Genomic DNA, 14983 nt, shown 5'->3' on the forward strand with positions numbered 1-14983 from the left:
GCTCCTTTTTGAAAAGATACGCGGCACGATCTTCACATGCCGCGCGTTCGAGTTTCAAGCTTCATGCTTACTTTGAAGGAGCAAATGTGCCTTCTTTGACTTGCAGTACGACAAAGTTGGACTTCGTCAACGTACCTTGAGGGGTAAAGGAAACTTGTCCGGTGAGCGTTTTTACATCGGATTTGGCCAAAGCTTCGGTGATCGCCTTTTTGTCCGTAGAACCCGCGCGCTTGATGGCATCGGCCATCACCTTGATTCCGTCGTATTGCAGAGCGGAATACGGTCCCGGCTCTTGAGAGAACCTTCCTTTATAATCATCGACGAACTTCTTGGCATCCGGCAGGAATTCCGCCGTCGGACTGTTGGTGATGAACGTGCCTTCCGCCGCAGCTTTGCCGGCAATGTCGATCAGCATCTTGTCGTTCGCTCCGTCGCCGACTCCGATGATGCCGGAAACGCCCTGCTGCTTGAACTGCTTAATGAACAGGCCCCCGCCTTTGTAGTACGCCGTCCAGTACGTCGCGTCCGGCTGCGCTTGCTTCAGCTTGGACACCAGCGAGGAGAAGTCCGTTTCGTCCGGGTTCACGGCGTCGAATACGACGACTTTCGCGCCCGCACTCTCCACCTGCTTCTTCGTCACTTCCGCCAAGTCTTTGGCGAAAGCGGAGTTATCGTGAATAATCGCAATTTTTTTGGCTTGTTTTTGGTTGACCATATACTCCGTCGCCATTTGCGCCTGGTGCACCCCGGTGCCGTTGATCATGAAAATTTCCGGAAATTTCTGATCGGCGATTTTTTGCGAGTTGGCTGCCGTAATGACCGTCGGGATACCGTTTTGATGGAACACGCCGGTGGCCGGGATCGCCGCGCCGGAGCAGTAGCCGCCGACGACGGCGGTTACGCCTTCGGATACGAGCTTGTTGGCGGCAGCCGTAGCCGTCTGCGGATCGCAGGCATCGTCCTGGGCCACAAGCTTGATTTTGCTGCCGTTAATCCCGCCGGCGGCGTTGATCTCGTCGACCGCCAATTCCGCCGCCTGCTTCATGTCCTGGCCCATTTTGGCCTCATTGCCGCTTAACGCGGACATCATCCCGATTTTAATTTCCTTGCCATAGGCCGACCCTTCTGCTGAACTTGCCGCAGACTTCGCTCCGTCGGAATTTCCTCCACAAGCGGTAAGCGCTAACATTCCCAAGATAACGGTTGCAATTCCAATCGAAGTTTGCTTTTTCATCGTTTTAAACGACCTCCCGAGATTTTATCTTATATGAAGCAACCGCTTTCACAAACCTTCTGTAACGAATACGTCTCTCTTTTTATCTATCGTGTTCTTCGTCAGGTCGGTCGTGGCCGTTTCACAGCAATTCGCGCCGCGAACGAAGCGGATAAAGCAACCATGGGCAATAAGCGTGAATGGATCGTTGATAGCAGGTTGTTCAATAGACGGAGTGTAATGATTTATTACGCGCATGGAGTTTCAAATCTGATGAATGGACGTTTAACTAATCTTGTTGGAATCACCGTCGTCTTTCGGACGGCATGAGGAGCTTGATGCGTTGAAGATGCGAGCCTTTTATTTTACCAAAACTTGACCTTTTATTTGTGAAAAGACATCGTTCCACAAAAAGTGTTATTTCCTCCCCTTTTCAGTGTCAAATTTGCTTACACAGCCGATTATACACACGCGTTTTCATTTTGTACATACTTTTGACAAAAAAAGTTTCGATGCTTGTTTTTATGTTCAAAAATGAACATATTTTACATGAAGAATAATCCAGACGGCCGCTTGCATTCGGTTGTAACCCGTTCTTTTTCATGTTAAATTATTATAAAACTCATGCGAGGCTGCCTATGTTCAATGCTGAACAATTACCTATTCATCGACAACTGCATATGCTTCCTCTTCGCTCGACAATCGGCGAAATTTCGACACGTCTGCGTCAGGACGCCGCTGTCTGCATCCTGAAGGATAGCGGCGCTTACTTGTTTACCGCCGGGGACCTTTGGCTTTTCGAGCACGGGCACGACAAAACGGTCGACGAATTGCCCGGCAGCCCGAATTTGCTGTCATCCGTTCTCCTCTGTTCGGAAGCCGCCGCCGGGAACTATGAAAGCTTCATGCGGCTGCCGGCCGCGACCCAGCGGCCTGTCGTTTTCCGGGAAGCGGACGGCACCGTGGTCGGCTACAGTTATATAGCCGAGCTGCTGGCATTCGTTTATAAGGAACAGCAGCGGCTTGCCTCCTACTTCTTCACGCTGGCCGAAACGGTAACCGATGCGGTCACGGTCGTCGACCAAACCGGCACGGTCATCTGCTGGAATACCGTCGCCGAAGAGACATACGGCATCGCCAAGAAAGATATATTGGGAAGACGCATCGGCGAGCATTTCCAGCCGGAAGCGCTTATGGTGCTCCGGATGCTGGACGAAGGCCGGATGATCCGGAATACGTATCACCGTCCGCGTCCCGGCAATCACGTGCTCGTTAACGCTTCTCCCGTTGTGGATTATAACGGCCATATTATCGGCGGGATTGCCACGGAGCAGGACATCACCCAATTGGTCCGTCTGAACGACGAGCTTTCTTCGACCCATATGGCACGCTTCGACGAACAGGCGAGCCAGGAGGACCCCTTTTCCTTCATCAAGGGCAAAGGCGAACTCATCGGCAATGCGATCCGGCTGGCGCGCAAAGTGGCCGGGGCCGAAAATCCTCTGCTGGTCATTGGAGAAGCCGGGGTCGGCAAGGAACAGCTTGCCCAGGTGATCCATCAAGCCAGCCCGCGGGCCGACAAGCCGTTCATGACGCTGCATTGCGGTTCCGTTCCGGCCGGATTGCTGGAAACGGAGCTCTTCGGCTTTCAGGGGGGCGCCTTCTCGGGAAATCCGACCGGCAGCGCCGGTAAATTGGAATTGGCCGATCAAGGCACGCTGTTCCTGAACGAGATCGACCGGCTGCCGCCCGACATTCAAGCGAAGCTGTCGCAGTATATTCAGACGCAAACGGTCGTCCGGACGGGCGGGACCGCGCCGATTCCGGTGCATGCCCGCATCATCGCGGCGACCGATCGGGATCTCCAGAAGATGGTTGAAAAGCAGCTGTTCCGGTCCGATTTATATTACGCGCTGAACGTCATTTCCATCGCGCTGCCCGCGCTTCGCGAGCGAAAGGAAGACATCCCTTCGCTTGTTCAAACGTTCGTCAGACAATTCGCGCTGCAGTATCAAAAGCCGGTTCCGCAGCTCGATCCCGAGGTCATGCTCGCGTTCTCCAATTACGATTGGCCGGGGAATATTAACGAGCTGATGAGCGTCGTGGAGCGATGCCTGATACTCAGCGAAAACGAACGTATTACGATGACCAATCTCCCTCCGCATCTGCAAAAGGAGCAGCCGCACTTGGACAAGCCCAAAGCGGAGCAGCCCGACCAGCAGCTGCGAATATTGAAAACACGGAATACCGAGGAAGAGGAAAAATCGTTAATCGAAGACGCCTTGGCCAAGACGCTCGGCAACAAGAGCGCCGCAGCCAAGCTGCTGGGCATTTCCCGGGGTACCCTGTACAACAAAATGAAGGAGCTTCATTTGGGATAACCCGGCTCCCGGCTGAAAAATAATAGCGGCAACTCCGAGGGCATGACGATGCCGCCCTGCGGGGCTGCCGCTTTTTTTGCGTCAGGCTTGGCCTTCCTGCTTACACAGGACGGAGCCGAGCCTGAGCCAGGTAGCGCCTTCTTCAATCGCGACTTCAAAATCGCCGGACATGCCCATTGACAAGTGCTGGACTTCGTACCCGAGCGCGCCCGCTTCGTTCAGCTCGTCGCGGAGCTGCCGCAGCCCGCGGAATACGGGCCGGGCCGCCTCGGCATCCCGGTCCAGCGGAGCCATCGTCATCAAGCCGACCACCTGCACGGCGTCCAGCTTGGACACCTGCCTCGTGAACGGAACAAGCTCTTCCGGCGGCAGGCCGTATTTGCTCTCTTCCCCGGACACGTTCACTTGAATGAAGCAGCGGACCGGTTCGCCTAAAGCGTCCGCTTTTCGCTGAATTTCCGTCGCCAGCGACATCCGGTCCAACGAATGGATATACGCGAACTTGCCGACGACGTCCCTTACTTTGTTCGTTTGCAGATGGCCGATAAAATGCCAGATGCCTTGATCTCCCAGCGCCTCCCACTTCGGCTGCGCGTGCTGCCAGCGGTTTTCGCCGATGTGCATCATCCCAAGCTGCAGCATCCTCGCCGTCAAATCGGCGGAGCCGTATTTCGTAACGGCGACGATCCCGACGTCCTCCCGGCGCCGGCCCGCGCGAAGGCAAGCTGCCTGAATGCGGTGTTCGACCGCGGCTATATTAGACGATATGGCGTCCATCGCCAGCCCCTCCTTCTTCATGGATTCCACCGCCTGAATGCGCCGTTAATCCGCGAAATACGCCTTGGCCCGGTACAGCCCTTCCGCCAGCCGGTCGACTTCCTCTTCCGTATTGTAGGCAAAAAAGCTCGCCCGGGCGGTCGCTTGTGCCCCGAGCCATCTCATCAGCGGCTGGCAGCAATGATGCCCCGCCCGTACGGCCACCCCGTACGCATCCAACGCCGTCGCCAGGTCGTGCGGGTGAATGCCGTCCAGGTTAAAGGTCACCATCCCGATGCGCTCCTCCGTCGGGCCATAGATCGTCAAGCCTTCGATCCGCTTCATCCGGGCCACCGCATATGCGGTCAGCTCCAGATCGTGCTGCTCGATCGCATCCATGCCGATTTGCTCCAAAACGCCGATCGCCGCGCCCAGGCCCACCGCTCCGGCAATGATCGGCGTGCCCGCTTCGAACTTCCACGGCGCCTCCTTCCACGTCGCTTCCCGCAGATCGACATGGCCGATCATCTCGCCGCCGAATTCGACCGGCTCCATCGCCGACAGCAGCGCCCGTTTCCCGTACAGCACGCCGATGCCGGTCGGACCGCACATCTTGTGCCCGGAGAACGCATAGAAGTCGCAATCCAGCTCCTGCACGTCCACTTTCCCGTGCGCGACGGCCTGCGCTCCGTCGACGAGCAGCTTCGCCCCGCACCGGTGCGCAATCTCGGCGATCCTCTTGACCGGATTGACGGCGCCGAGCACGTTGGAGATATGGGAGACGGCGACGATTTTCGTTCGGGAAGTAACCGTTCTCGCCACGTCCTCCAGTGAGAGCGTGCCGTCCTCCTGCAGTGGAATATAGTTCAATATCGCCCCTGTCGCCTTGGCCGCCTGCTGCCACGGGATAAGGTTGGCGTGATGCTCCATCGGGGTAAGGACGATTTCGTCCCCTTCCCTGCACATCGTCCTCGCATATCCGGTGGCGACCAGGTTGATGCTCGATGTCGTCCCGCGGGTAAAGACGATTTCCGCCTCCGAGGCAGCATTCACAAAACGCGCGACCTTGGCGCGCGCCCCCTCGTACGCTTCGGTCGCCCGCGAGCCGAGGGTGTGCACCCCGCGGTGCACATTCGCGTTGTCCCATTCGTAGAAGCGCTTCAGCGCTTCGATAACTTGAACCGGCTTCTGCGCCGAAGCCGCGCTGTCCAAATACGTCAGCGGATACCCGTTCACCTGCTGCTTCAAGATCGGAAACCATTCGCGCAAGGCCGAAACGTTCATCCGGCTCCCCTCCTTTTCCTTTAAAAAATCGCGTTCGCTTCGATGATGACCTTGACCTCGCGCAGCGTCAAATCCTCCGGTCCCTTCACCGGAAGCCCGACCTCCAGATGGTCGGCGATATAATCGATATGCCGCTCGCCGATCACTTCCCCGGGGAGCAGGATCGGGATGCCCGGCGGGTATACGTAGATCGATTCCGCGATGATGCGGCCGGCCGATTCCCGAAACGGAATCTTCTCCGTATCCCCGTAGAACGCGTCCCGCGGCGTTAACGAGAGCTGGGGGATATCCGGCAGACGGATGTCGCGCTCCGCCGCTTGGCGCCCGCTGCCCCGCTCCCTGGCAAGCTCCTCCAGCGACCGCAGCAGCACGGCAATCGATTCCTCCGTGTCCGCCGGGGTGATCAGGCACAGGATGTTGTACAGGTCGCTTAGCTCCACCTCCAGATTATGCCGGTCCCGCAGCCGATTTTCCGCTTCGTACCCGGTCATGCCGAGCCCCCGCACATGGATCGTCAGCTTGGTCGGGTCGAAATCGTATGCCGTCTCCGTCCACAAAATCTCTTCGCCGAAGCAGAACAGCCCGGGAATCTCGTTAATTTTCCGCCGGGCCTCCTGGGCCAGCCGAATGGTCCGTTCGGCCATTTCCCTCCCGCGTGTGGCGAGATTTTTGCGGGCGGCATCAAGCGATGCGAGCAGGATGTACGAGGTCGACGTCGTGGTCAGCATGCTGAACAGCGTCTGCGCCCGCTTGACCGAGACGAGCCCTTCCCGCACATGCAGCAGGGAGCTCTGCGTCAGCGAGCCGCCGAGCTTGTGCATGCTGGTCGCCGCCATATCGGCTCCTGCCTGCATCGCCGACATAGGCAGCTTGTCGTGAAAATGGAGCAGCGCCCCGTGCGCCTCGTCCACCAGCACCGGAATACGGTAGCGATGGGCCGTCTCGACCATCGCCTGCAGATTCGTGCAGACGCCGAAATAGGTCGGATTGATCACAAGCACCGCTTTGGCGTCCGGGTGCATCTCGATCGCCTTTTTCACCGAGCGGACGGAAATCCCGTGGTCGATCCCAAGCTTCTTGTCCCGCTCCGGGGACACGAACACCGGCTTGGCCCCGGAAAAAATAATGGCGGACAAAATCGACTTATGCAGATTGCGCGGCACGATGATTTTGTCCCCCGGTCCGCAGACGGTCATGATCATGGTCATGATGGCACCGCTCGTGCCCTGCACCGAGAACAGCGTATAATCCGCCCCGAAGGCGAGCGCCGCCAAGCGCTGCGCTTCCCCGATGACGCCCGTCGGCTGGTGCAAATCGTCCAGCGGCGCAATATTGATCAGATCGATGGACAAGGCGTTGTCGCCGATAAACGATTTAAAGCCGCTTTCCATCCCCTCTCCTTTTTTGTGCCCGGGGATATGAAATTGGTGCGGCTGTCTTTGCGCATGCTCCAGCAAGGCGGAAAACAGCGGCGTACGCTGATGATCGATCATGAAGATTCCCTTTCTTTCTCTCTGGATGATATACTTACGGAGTCCAGTATAAGCCCGCCAAATCTATCGTTCAATTCAATTATTCGTATCATAATCATAGATTGAACCTATCGTTCAACCGTTTTTTATGCCGCAGCAGCCTTGGCCGTCCGGGTGTTGTTTGACCTCGCGATCATTGTTGCAGTATCATGATATATTGTAATTAAAAGAATAGGGTTAATCGGAATGAATGGAGGAATACAGATGAGCCGTATCGCAAAAAACTTAACGGATCTGATCGGGAATACCCCTTTGCTGGAATTGTCCAATTATCATAAAAAACAAGAATTAAAAGCGACGCTGCTGGCCAAACTGGAATTTTTCAATCCGGCCGGGAGTGTCAAGGACCGGATCGGCTACGCCATGATCATCGACGCGGAGGAACGGGGACTCATTCGTCCGCAGGAGTCCGTCATCATTGAGCCGACAAGCGGCAATACCGGCATCGCCCTCGCATCCGTAGCGGCCGCTCGGGGCTACAAGCTGATCCTGACCATGCCGGATACGATGAGCCGGGAACGGATCAATCTGCTGAAGGCGTTCGGCGCCGAGGTCGTGCTGACGCCGGGTGGCGAAGGGATGCTAGGCGCGATCCGCAAAGCGGACGAGCTGGCGGCGGAAACGCCGCATTCGTTCATCCCCCAGCAGTTTAATAACCCGGCCAATCCGGCGATCCACCGGAAGACAACAGCTGAGGAAATATGGGCGGACACGGACGGCAAAGTCGATATTTTTGTCGCAGGCGTCGGGACCGGCGGAACGGTGACGGGCGTCGGCGAAGTGCTGAAGCGCCACAATCCGGCCGTACGCATCGTTGCGGTGGAGCCGTACGATTCGCCCGTGCTGTCCGGCGGCAAGCCGGGACCTAATCGCATTCAGGGGCTGGGCGCGGGCTTCGTGCCGGAAGTGTTCGACCGGTCCGTTGTCGACGAGATCGTCAAAGTGCGCACGGACGACGCTTACCGCACCTCCAGACTGCTGGGGCAGCAGGAAGGACTGCTGGTCGGCATGTCGTCGGGCGCTGCGGCCTTTGCCGCTACGGAGCTGGCGATCCGGCCCGAGAACGAGGGGAAAACGATCGTCGTGCTGCTGCCGGATTCAGGCGAGCGGTACTTGTCGACCGACCTGTATCAGGAAGAATAGCTGTGCATCATAAAGAAGACGTACGCGGAACGATCGCCGAGGCGATTGCGGTTCCGGCGCACGTCTTCTTTATTTACCGTGTGGTCTGCCGCCAGCTTCCAGCAGTCCTACCCCCGGAATCTAAAAAAGAGACCTGGCAGCCTTCATCTCAGGCTCCGGTCCCTGGCGATCCGATAAATATGCAACACTTCCGATAAATTAAATACGAATAACGCTTATCGGACATTGTCCCGGTCTGTCAACCGCTTTATTTTTCACAACTGCCGGTCATAACGCGCTTTGACATGACCCTATTTGATGACAAGGACGGGAGTCCGGGCATGCTGCACGACATGATGGCTCACGCTTCCGAGCACCCATTCGTTGAGGCCGGACAAGCCCCGGCTTCCGATCACGATAAGATCCGCCCCGATCTCCCCTGCATAATCCAGAACGGAGTCCGCAGGCTGGCCTTGCAGCAAGCTGGCTTTCGCGTTCGGAAGCCCGGCGATTTCCCGGTTCGCTTGGTCGATGAGAGCTTGCGCATGCTGTATGTACTCTTCTTCATAGCTTCGCGGAGGAGATACGACCGCTTCGCCGATGACGACAACGGGATGATGCAGCACATGAACGACCTCAAGCTTGGCGTTCGACTCTCCCGCCAGCTCTTTCGCTTTAGCCAAGGCTCTTTGGGACAGCTCGGAACCGTCGTACGCAACCAATATACTTGTAAACATGGCAACCATCCTTTCGGAAATCGATAGCAGGCAATATAACAAGTATAGCACACCTGACGGGCAAATAAGAAAAGCTTGTCCAAGCGCCGCCATCGGCAGGACCGCAGTGCCGCAAGCCAGCCTGACGGAAAGCCCTCTCGATAATTCCGACTATTCCAAAATGATTTGTATGGTAAGCGCAGACCTCATGCTCTATAATAGATTTACGACAGGAAGCCAAGCTTGCATTTTACACACGGGAAGGGGCTTTTTCATTGACAGACCTCGCCAAGCACATTCAAGGGCAGGAAAAACTCGTGCCCGATTTTCATGAGCATTTAAAAGTCATTTTACTCGGGACCGGATCGCCGCGGGCGGTCTACGGGGTCGCCAAACCGGGGGTGGCCGTGCTCGCCGGCAGCAAAGTCTTCCTCGTCGATTGCGGAGCGGGAACCGTAGGCCAGCTTCTTCTGGCCGGCATTATGCCCCAGCGCATTTCGGACGTGCTGTTCACGCATCACCACAGCGATCACAACTCCGGCTTTTTCGACGTGTTCATCAGCAGTTGGAGAACGCATGTCGTCCCGGGCGCCGTCTACGAGAACCGCACGGTGCCGATGCAGGTGTACGGCCCGGTAACGACCCGGGACATTATCGGAAAAATGGAAGCGTCGTTCGCCTTCGACGTCGATCTGCGAATCAATTACAACAAGTCCGCCCTGGGTGGTTCGAGCATCGACTATCACGAATGCAACGAAGGCGTCGTATACGATCGGGACGGCATCCGGATTACGGCCTTTGAGGTCGACCATCGTCCGGTATACCCGGCTGTCGGCTACAAATTCGAATACAATGGGCAATCGGCCGTCATCTCGGGAGATACGCTTCCGGTAGACAATATGGTTCGTTACGCCCAAGGAACCGACCTGCTCGTTCACGAAGCTTACAACAAGGAATGGCTCGATGCCCTGATTACGATGTATCCGGAGCAGGCGACAGGCCTCGGCAATCCGGCGAAATACCATACGACGACGCTGCAAGCGGCCGAAATCGCCCGCCAGGCGAACGTCAAGCATCTGCTGCTCACCCACCATATTCCGGCTCCGGCCAAAACGCCGGAAGCGGAAGCGGCCTACATCCGGGGCATGAGCGAGATTTATGGCGGACCGATTACGGTGGGCCGGGATTTGCTGCAGGTGGATTTGGGCGCTTCCGCCTCGTCTTGACCGCCCGGCGGTCTTCCTACTCGCCAACACAAACTAAAACGCCAACCGTCATCTCGGCTGGCGTTTTTTCTATTGCAGCGATTCGAAAAAAATAGCGGAACACGCATGCGTTAATCTATGCAAGCGGTCAGGGCTGGAACAATTAGCGGAACTCCAGGTGCGCTATCGGCCCAAACTTAGAGCGAACGTATGTTTTTCGACAAGGATAGAGCATCGCAGTTCCTCTATACCTCCACGAGCACTCTGAACGCCCTGCTTAACGCATCGCAGTTCCTTTATTTTCCCAGCTTAGGCTGAACGGGTCGTGCGACAAGTCAAACCGTCCATCATGCAGCGTTGCCATGCCCTCCGGGCGCTTCGCGGCGCTGCATTCCAATGACAGCGCCAGCCTCTTGCACCAGGCGTTGGCAATCCGTCCCCTGCCCGCTTCTTCCGCAGCATACAGGTCGTACTACCGCCCCGCCTTCATCAGCGACGGGCACAGCCGCACGAATCAGCTTTCTTTCAACTTGCGCACTTCCTCGATGCTCGGATAAAAATCCGGGCTCGCGCTCAGCAGCCAGTTGCGATGCTGCTTCGCCGTTTCGTCCTGCTCCGGCTCGCCATACGGCCACTCTTCCCCGATGCCGACGGCATAATCCTTCATCAGCATGAGCAGCGCGGCGCTCCATTGGCGCGTGCCGCTGATCGTCGGCACTAGCGGGTAGTATTCGTCATGAGCGGCGCGAATGAGCGCGTGCGACACTTCCTGCAGCAGCGGCGGAACCTCTGCCTCGTCCAGCTTCTCGACGATCTCGGGCGGCAGCTGCACCTCGTCCGTCGAAGCGTACTGCTCGTACACCTCCGGCGTCACGAGCCCCTTCTCCTTGGCCGCCCACAGCTTCACGCGGTCCAGCGCAGGCTTGTAAACGGCCGGAACGGAAATGGTCAGCTCCGGCTTCGGGTTATCCAAGTCGATGACGAACGACTCGTTGAACTTGTACAGCTTTGCATTGCCGCGGACGCCGAGCCAGCGGAGCGCCAGCAGCGCGTGCGTCCGCACCTTCGGCTCGATGGCGACGTTCCGGCAGACGCGGCGCAGCAGCTTTTCGCTTCGCGTGTCGGGCAGCATACAGAGCAGACGTACCGCCGAGAGCGCCGAGTCCTTATCTTCAAGCCACCACTGCAGCTGCTCGTAAATCGTATCAACCGGCGCTTCCAGCAGCCAGTCCAATTGAATCGGACGCGCCGCATACTCTTCCAGCGTCAGCATGCCGCGGCTGTGCAGCGATTCCGCGCCGTACTTCGCGACCAGATCCTCGTAAGCCCGCTCCGCGTCCTCCGCAATTTCCGTGAACGCCAGCTGGTCCTTTTCGGGGATGCCGTTGAATTGCACGACCCGGCGCAGCCATTCGGCCAAAGCGCGCGGATTTTGCTGCCACATCATGAAGACGAAGGTCAGCAAATCGCGGTCGAAATCCAGCCCCGGCTGCAAAGCGAAGCGGGCGAGCGTCGTACGGATCTCTTCTTCCCGGCGCATCAGACTGAGCGAAAGAATGAGTCCGTTCCACGCGTTTCCGTTGAATTCGTTTTCTTTTATAGCCCGATAAAAGCAAAAGGCGGCCGCTCCGTACGATTCCATCTGGAGATGATGGCGGCCATACCCGGTCAGTTCGTCGTTTCGACTCATGTTCTACCCCCGTGAAATATGGATATCCCAAATATACTGGGAAACGGGCGCAGACTCAAGTTTTTTTGCAAACTCAGCCGATCTCGATCGTCGTAAAAGCGTGCGGCAGCTCCCGCCCGACGTCGTCCGGATGCCGCCACCCCCTCGCTGTCTCCCAGGCAGCCGCAGACGAATTCCGTCTGACCGAGGCGATGCCCGTTTCCGGTAAGGCACGTGACCAAACACCGCGTATTGGACCGCGCCGCCGATATTGTTTTTGTCCGCATGTACATCCGGATGCCGCTAAACCAGGTGACAACTGACCTCATGCCCCGGCTCGACCGTGCGCAGCGAAGGCGCAGCCATCCGGCATTGCTCCTGCACAAGCGGGCAGCGCGTATGAAACGCACAGCCCTGCGGCACCGCCAGCGGACTCGGAAGCTCGCCCTCCAGCACGATCCGCTCCCGTTTCCGCCCCCGATGCTCCGACGGAATCGCCGACAGCAAAGCCTGCGTGTAAGGATGAAGCGGCCGCTCGTAAATCCGGTCAACGTCCGACAGCTCGACGATCTTGCCCAGGTACATGACCGCCACCCGGTCGCTCATATAATGCACGACGTGAAGGTCGTGGGAAATGAATAAATAGGTCAGCGCCAGCCGCTGCTGCAAGTCTTTCAGCAAATTTAAAATTTGCGACTGCACGGAGACGTCCAGCGCGGAGACCGGCTCATCCAGGATCAAAAATTCCGGATGCAGCATCAGCGCCCGGGCAATGCCCACCCGCTGCCGCTGGCCGCCGCTCAGCTCGTGCGGATAGGCGCGCTCGTACGGCTCGTCGAGCCCGATCGTCCGCAGCATGTCGCGCACCTGCTCCCGTCGCTCCCGCCGACTGCCGATGCCGTGAATCCGAAGCGGCTCCTCAAGGAGCGCGGCGACCGGATGCCTCGGGTTCAGCGACGTGTACGGATCCTGGAACACGTACTGAATCTGCTTGCGTAGCGCCTTCGCCGCGCCGCCGCGAAGCTCCCGGACGTCGGTCCCCTTGAACCGCATCGCGCCCCCGGTCGGCGCAAGCAGCCGGGCCGCCAGCTGCCCGGTCGTCGATTTGCCGCAGCCGCTCTCGCCGACAAGCCCGAGCGTCTCGCCTTTGCGGATCGATAGCGATACGCCGTCGACGGCGCGCAGCACTTGCCTGCACCCCCATAAGCCGCCCTGGACGTAATGCTTCACGAGCTGCTCGATTTCCACCAAAGGCTCAACCGGCGGCATGAGAAGTACCCCCTCCCGGCACGGCGAGCAGACAGCGGACGGCATGCCGTCCGTTCAGGTCCGTCAGCCCAGGCAGCTCGGCCAGACAGCGGTCCGAGGCTTGCGGGCAGCGGGAATAAAACCGGCAGCTCCCGCCCCGCTCGTGGAGCGCGGGAACGGTTCCGGGAATCGAGTAGAGCCGCTCTTTCTTCTTCGCCGGCGAAGGGATCGAATTCAGGAGCCCGATCGTATACGGATGGCGGGGCGCATCAAAAATGTCTTCCACCGGGCCCTCCTCCACGATTTGTCCCGCGTACATGACGGCAATCCGGTCGCACATGTCGGCAATGATACCGAGATCGTGGGAAACGAGCATAATCGCCGTCCGTTCCTCGGCGCTGATCCGCTTCAGCAGCTCCAAGATTTGCGCTTGAATGGTCACATCGAGCGCCGTCGTCGGCTCGTCGGCGATCAACAGCTGCGGACGGCACGAGAGCGCCATTGCGATCATGACCCGCTGGCGCATTCCTCCGGAGAACCGGTGCGGATACTCGGACAGCAGCGCCTCTGGGCGCGGCAGCCCGACGTTGCGCAGCAGGTCCGCCGCCCGTGCCTTGGCCTCCCGCCGCGTCAGCCCCAGATGCAGCCGCAGCATTTCTGTCAGCTGCTCGCCGACGGATAAGGCGGGATTGAGCGACGTCATCGGGTCCTGGAACACCATCGCGATTTCTTTGCCGCGCAGACGCCGTGTCTCTTCTTGGCCGAGCTGGTGAACAGGCGCGGATTGGTACCAGATTTCCCCTTGCGCGACGCGCATCGCGCGGGGCAGCAACCCGACGACGGATAAGGACAGCGCGCTTTTTCCGCAGCCCGATTCTCCGACGATTCCTACCACTTCACCCGGATAAACGGCAAGCGATATTCCGGTAAGCACCGGCAGCGCCGCCTCCTTCCTGCCGGAGGGAGTCCATTCTACATGCAGATCCCGAATGTCAAGCAAGGGCTTCTGCTCTAACGGTAAGTTCGGCATGCGCCATCTCCTTTCTAGGCCCGGCGGTCCCGCAAGTCCCGGATGCCGTCCCCGAGCAGGTTAAAGCCGAGCACGGTGGCCGTAATTAACAGGCCCGGGGCGAGCGTAAACCACGGGGCTTTGCCGATGTAGCTCTGCGATTCGTTCAGCATGCGTCCCCAGCTCGGGTCCGGCGGCTGGACGCCGAGTCCGAGGTAGCTCAGCGCCGCTTCCACCAAAATCGCCGTGGAAAAGCTGAGCGAAGCTGTCACGATGACGGACGACAGCATGTTCGGCACGATGTGGCGGACGATGACGGACGCGTGCCCGGCCCCCATCCCCCGCGCCGCCTTGACGAATTCGGCTTCCTTGAGCTGAAGGAAGCCGCTGCGGATGACGCGGGCGAACGACGGCACGGACAAGATGCCGATGGCGATCATCGTTTGGAACAAGCTCGGCTTGAAGATCGAAACGAAAATCAGCGCGAGCAAAATGCCCGGAAACGCCATCAAGGCGTCGACAAGGCGCATAAGCAGCTCATCCGCCCATTGGCCCAAATACCCGGCGAGCGAGCCGATCAGGAACCCGCCGGCCAAACCGATAGCGACGGATACGGCGCCGACGGCAAATGCGGTCTGCGTCCCTTCCATCACCCGGCTCAGAATGTCCCGGCCGAACTGATCCGTGCCCAACAGGTGCCCGGGCCCCGGAGCCTGCAGCCGCCCGGCGATATCCATCTCGTTGACGCCGTAAGGGACATACGCCAGGCTGACGAGCATAAGCAGCAGCAAGGAAGCGACGAGCGTCACGCCGAGCCATAACGTGATGCGGTTTCTTTTGTTCATGGC

Annotated in this window: 13 protein-coding genes; 4 read left to right on the forward strand and 9 right to left on the reverse strand. The window is 58.5% G+C overall.

Going from position 1 to position 14983, the window contains the following annotated elements; translation table 11 throughout:
* Nucleotides 1–67: 67 nt before the first annotated feature.
* Complete coding sequence (locus tag KQX66_RS19515; RefSeq protein WP_216794486.1) at nucleotides 68–1234, reverse strand: branched-chain amino acid ABC transporter substrate-binding protein; 1167 nt, start codon at nucleotides 1232–1234, stop codon at nucleotides 68–70.
* A 33-nt stretch (nucleotides 1235–1267) separates the two neighbouring features.
* Between KQX66_RS19515 and KQX66_RS19520 the strand changes: the two genes are divergently transcribed.
* Nucleotides 1268–1543 carry a hypothetical protein gene (locus KQX66_RS19520; protein WP_216794487.1) on the forward strand — a complete coding sequence of 92 codons (276 nt, stop codon included), beginning with the start codon at nucleotides 1268–1270 and terminating at the stop codon, nucleotides 1541–1543.
* 308 nt (nucleotides 1544–1851) lie between these two features.
* Entirely contained in the window at nucleotides 1852–3594 is a 1743-nt protein-coding gene (locus KQX66_RS19525) for a sigma-54 interaction domain-containing protein (RefSeq protein WP_216794488.1), read from the forward strand.
* 81 nt (nucleotides 3595–3675) lie between these two features.
* Here KQX66_RS19525 and KQX66_RS19530 read toward each other — a convergent pair whose 3' ends face one another.
* From KQX66_RS19530 to KQX66_RS19540, 3 genes are read right to left on the reverse strand one after another with little or no spacing between them, the layout of a single operon-like run.
* Nucleotides 3676–4392, reverse strand: coding sequence for a YggS family pyridoxal phosphate-dependent enzyme (locus KQX66_RS19530; RefSeq protein WP_253957289.1), 717 nt, complete (start codon nucleotides 4390–4392; stop codon nucleotides 3676–3678).
* A 24-nt stretch (nucleotides 4393–4416) separates the two neighbouring features.
* Complete coding sequence (locus KQX66_RS19535) at nucleotides 4417–5634, reverse strand: cysteine desulfurase (protein ID WP_216794489.1); 1218 nt, start codon at nucleotides 5632–5634, stop codon at nucleotides 4417–4419.
* 20 nt (nucleotides 5635–5654) lie between these two features.
* The gene (locus tag KQX66_RS19540; RefSeq protein ID WP_308647251.1) at nucleotides 5655–7124 is read right to left on the reverse strand and encodes an aminotransferase class I/II-fold pyridoxal phosphate-dependent enzyme; all 1470 of its coding nucleotides are present in this window, start codon (nucleotides 7122–7124) and stop codon (nucleotides 5655–5657) included.
* Between the two features lie 246 nt (nucleotides 7125–7370).
* On the opposite strand from KQX66_RS19540, the gene cysK reads away from it, so the two are divergent.
* On the forward strand, nucleotides 7371–8309 hold the full coding sequence (gene cysK, locus KQX66_RS19545; RefSeq protein ID WP_216794491.1) for a cysteine synthase A: 939 nt from the start codon (nucleotides 7371–7373) through the stop codon (nucleotides 8307–8309).
* A gap of 290 nt (nucleotides 8310–8599) precedes the next feature.
* Here cysK and KQX66_RS19550 read toward each other — a convergent pair whose 3' ends face one another.
* On the reverse strand, nucleotides 8600–9025 hold the full coding sequence (locus KQX66_RS19550; RefSeq protein WP_216794492.1) for a universal stress protein: 426 nt from the start codon (nucleotides 9023–9025) through the stop codon (nucleotides 8600–8602).
* A 254-nt stretch (nucleotides 9026–9279) separates the two neighbouring features.
* Here KQX66_RS19550 and KQX66_RS19555 point away from each other — a divergent pair, with 254 nt between their 5' ends.
* Nucleotides 9280–10230, forward strand: a complete 951-nt coding sequence (locus tag KQX66_RS19555) for an MBL fold metallo-hydrolase (RefSeq protein WP_216794493.1) — start codon at nucleotides 9280–9282, stop codon at nucleotides 10228–10230.
* Between the two features lie 493 nt (nucleotides 10231–10723).
* On the opposite strand, the gene KQX66_RS19560 is transcribed toward KQX66_RS19555, so the two are convergent.
* The 4 genes from KQX66_RS19560 to KQX66_RS19575 all read right to left on the reverse strand — a co-directional run bounded on the left by KQX66_RS19560 (nucleotide 10724) and on the right by KQX66_RS19575 (nucleotide 14980).
* On the reverse strand, nucleotides 10724–11899 hold the full coding sequence (locus tag KQX66_RS19560) for a HEAT repeat domain-containing protein (protein ID WP_216794494.1): 1176 nt from the start codon (nucleotides 11897–11899) through the stop codon (nucleotides 10724–10726).
* 282 nt (nucleotides 11900–12181) lie between these two features.
* The gene (locus tag KQX66_RS19565) at nucleotides 12182–13147 is read right to left on the reverse strand and encodes an ABC transporter ATP-binding protein (protein ID WP_216794495.1); all 966 of its coding nucleotides are present in this window, start codon (nucleotides 13145–13147) and stop codon (nucleotides 12182–12184) included.
* Nucleotides 13134–14156, reverse strand: coding sequence for an ABC transporter ATP-binding protein (locus tag KQX66_RS19570; protein ID WP_216794496.1), 1023 nt, complete (start codon nucleotides 14154–14156; stop codon nucleotides 13134–13136). Before KQX66_RS19570 ends, KQX66_RS19565 begins: the two co-directional genes overlap by 14 nt.
* A gap of 14 nt (nucleotides 14157–14170) precedes the next feature.
* Nucleotides 14171–14980, reverse strand: a complete 810-nt coding sequence (locus KQX66_RS19575; RefSeq protein ID WP_216794497.1) for an ABC transporter permease — start codon at nucleotides 14978–14980, stop codon at nucleotides 14171–14173.
* Between the last annotated feature and the right edge of the window lie 3 nt (nucleotides 14981–14983).

The organism is Paenibacillus oleatilyticus (assembly GCF_018998565.1).
GTDB classification, from domain to species: domain Bacteria; phylum Bacillota; class Bacilli; order Paenibacillales; family NBRC-103111; genus Paenibacillus_G; species Paenibacillus_G oleatilyticus.

What these genes read in the sequence shown, in the direction of transcription:
- cysK (WP_216794491.1), top strand. Translation starts at nt 7,371, where the DNA reads ATGAGCCGTATCGCAAAAAACTTAACGGATCTGATCGGGAATACCCCT.
- KQX66_RS19525 (WP_216794488.1), top strand. Translation starts at nt 1,852, where the DNA reads ATGTTCAATGCTGAACAATTACCTATTCATCGACAACTGCATATGCTT.
- KQX66_RS19535 (WP_216794489.1), bottom strand. Translation starts at nt 5,634, where the DNA reads ATGAACGTTTCGGCCTTGCGCGAATGGTTTCCGATCTTGAAGCAGCAG.
- KQX66_RS19570 (WP_216794496.1), bottom strand. Translation starts at nt 14,156, where the DNA reads ATGCCGAACTTACCGTTAGAGCAGAAGCCCTTGCTTGACATTCGGGAT.
- KQX66_RS19515 (WP_216794486.1), bottom strand. Translation starts at nt 1,234, where the DNA reads ATGAAAAAGCAAACTTCGATTGGAATTGCAACCGTTATCTTGGGAATG.
- KQX66_RS19550 (WP_216794492.1), bottom strand. Translation starts at nt 9,025, where the DNA reads ATGTTTACAAGTATATTGGTTGCGTACGACGGTTCCGAGCTGTCCCAA.
- KQX66_RS19565 (WP_216794495.1), bottom strand. Translation starts at nt 13,147, where the DNA reads ATGCCGCCGGTTGAGCCTTTGGTGGAAATCGAGCAGCTCGTGAAGCAT.
- KQX66_RS19575 (WP_216794497.1), bottom strand. Translation starts at nt 14,980, where the DNA reads ATGAACAAAAGAAACCGCATCACGTTATGGCTCGGCGTGACGCTCGTC.
- KQX66_RS19520 (WP_216794487.1), top strand. Translation starts at nt 1,268, where the DNA reads ATGAAGCAACCGCTTTCACAAACCTTCTGTAACGAATACGTCTCTCTT.
- KQX66_RS19560 (WP_216794494.1), bottom strand. Translation starts at nt 11,899, where the DNA reads ATGAGTCGAAACGACGAACTGACCGGGTATGGCCGCCATCATCTCCAG.
- KQX66_RS19530 (WP_253957289.1), bottom strand. Translation starts at nt 4,392, where the DNA reads ATGAAGAAGGAGGGGCTGGCGATGGACGCCATATCGTCTAATATAGCC.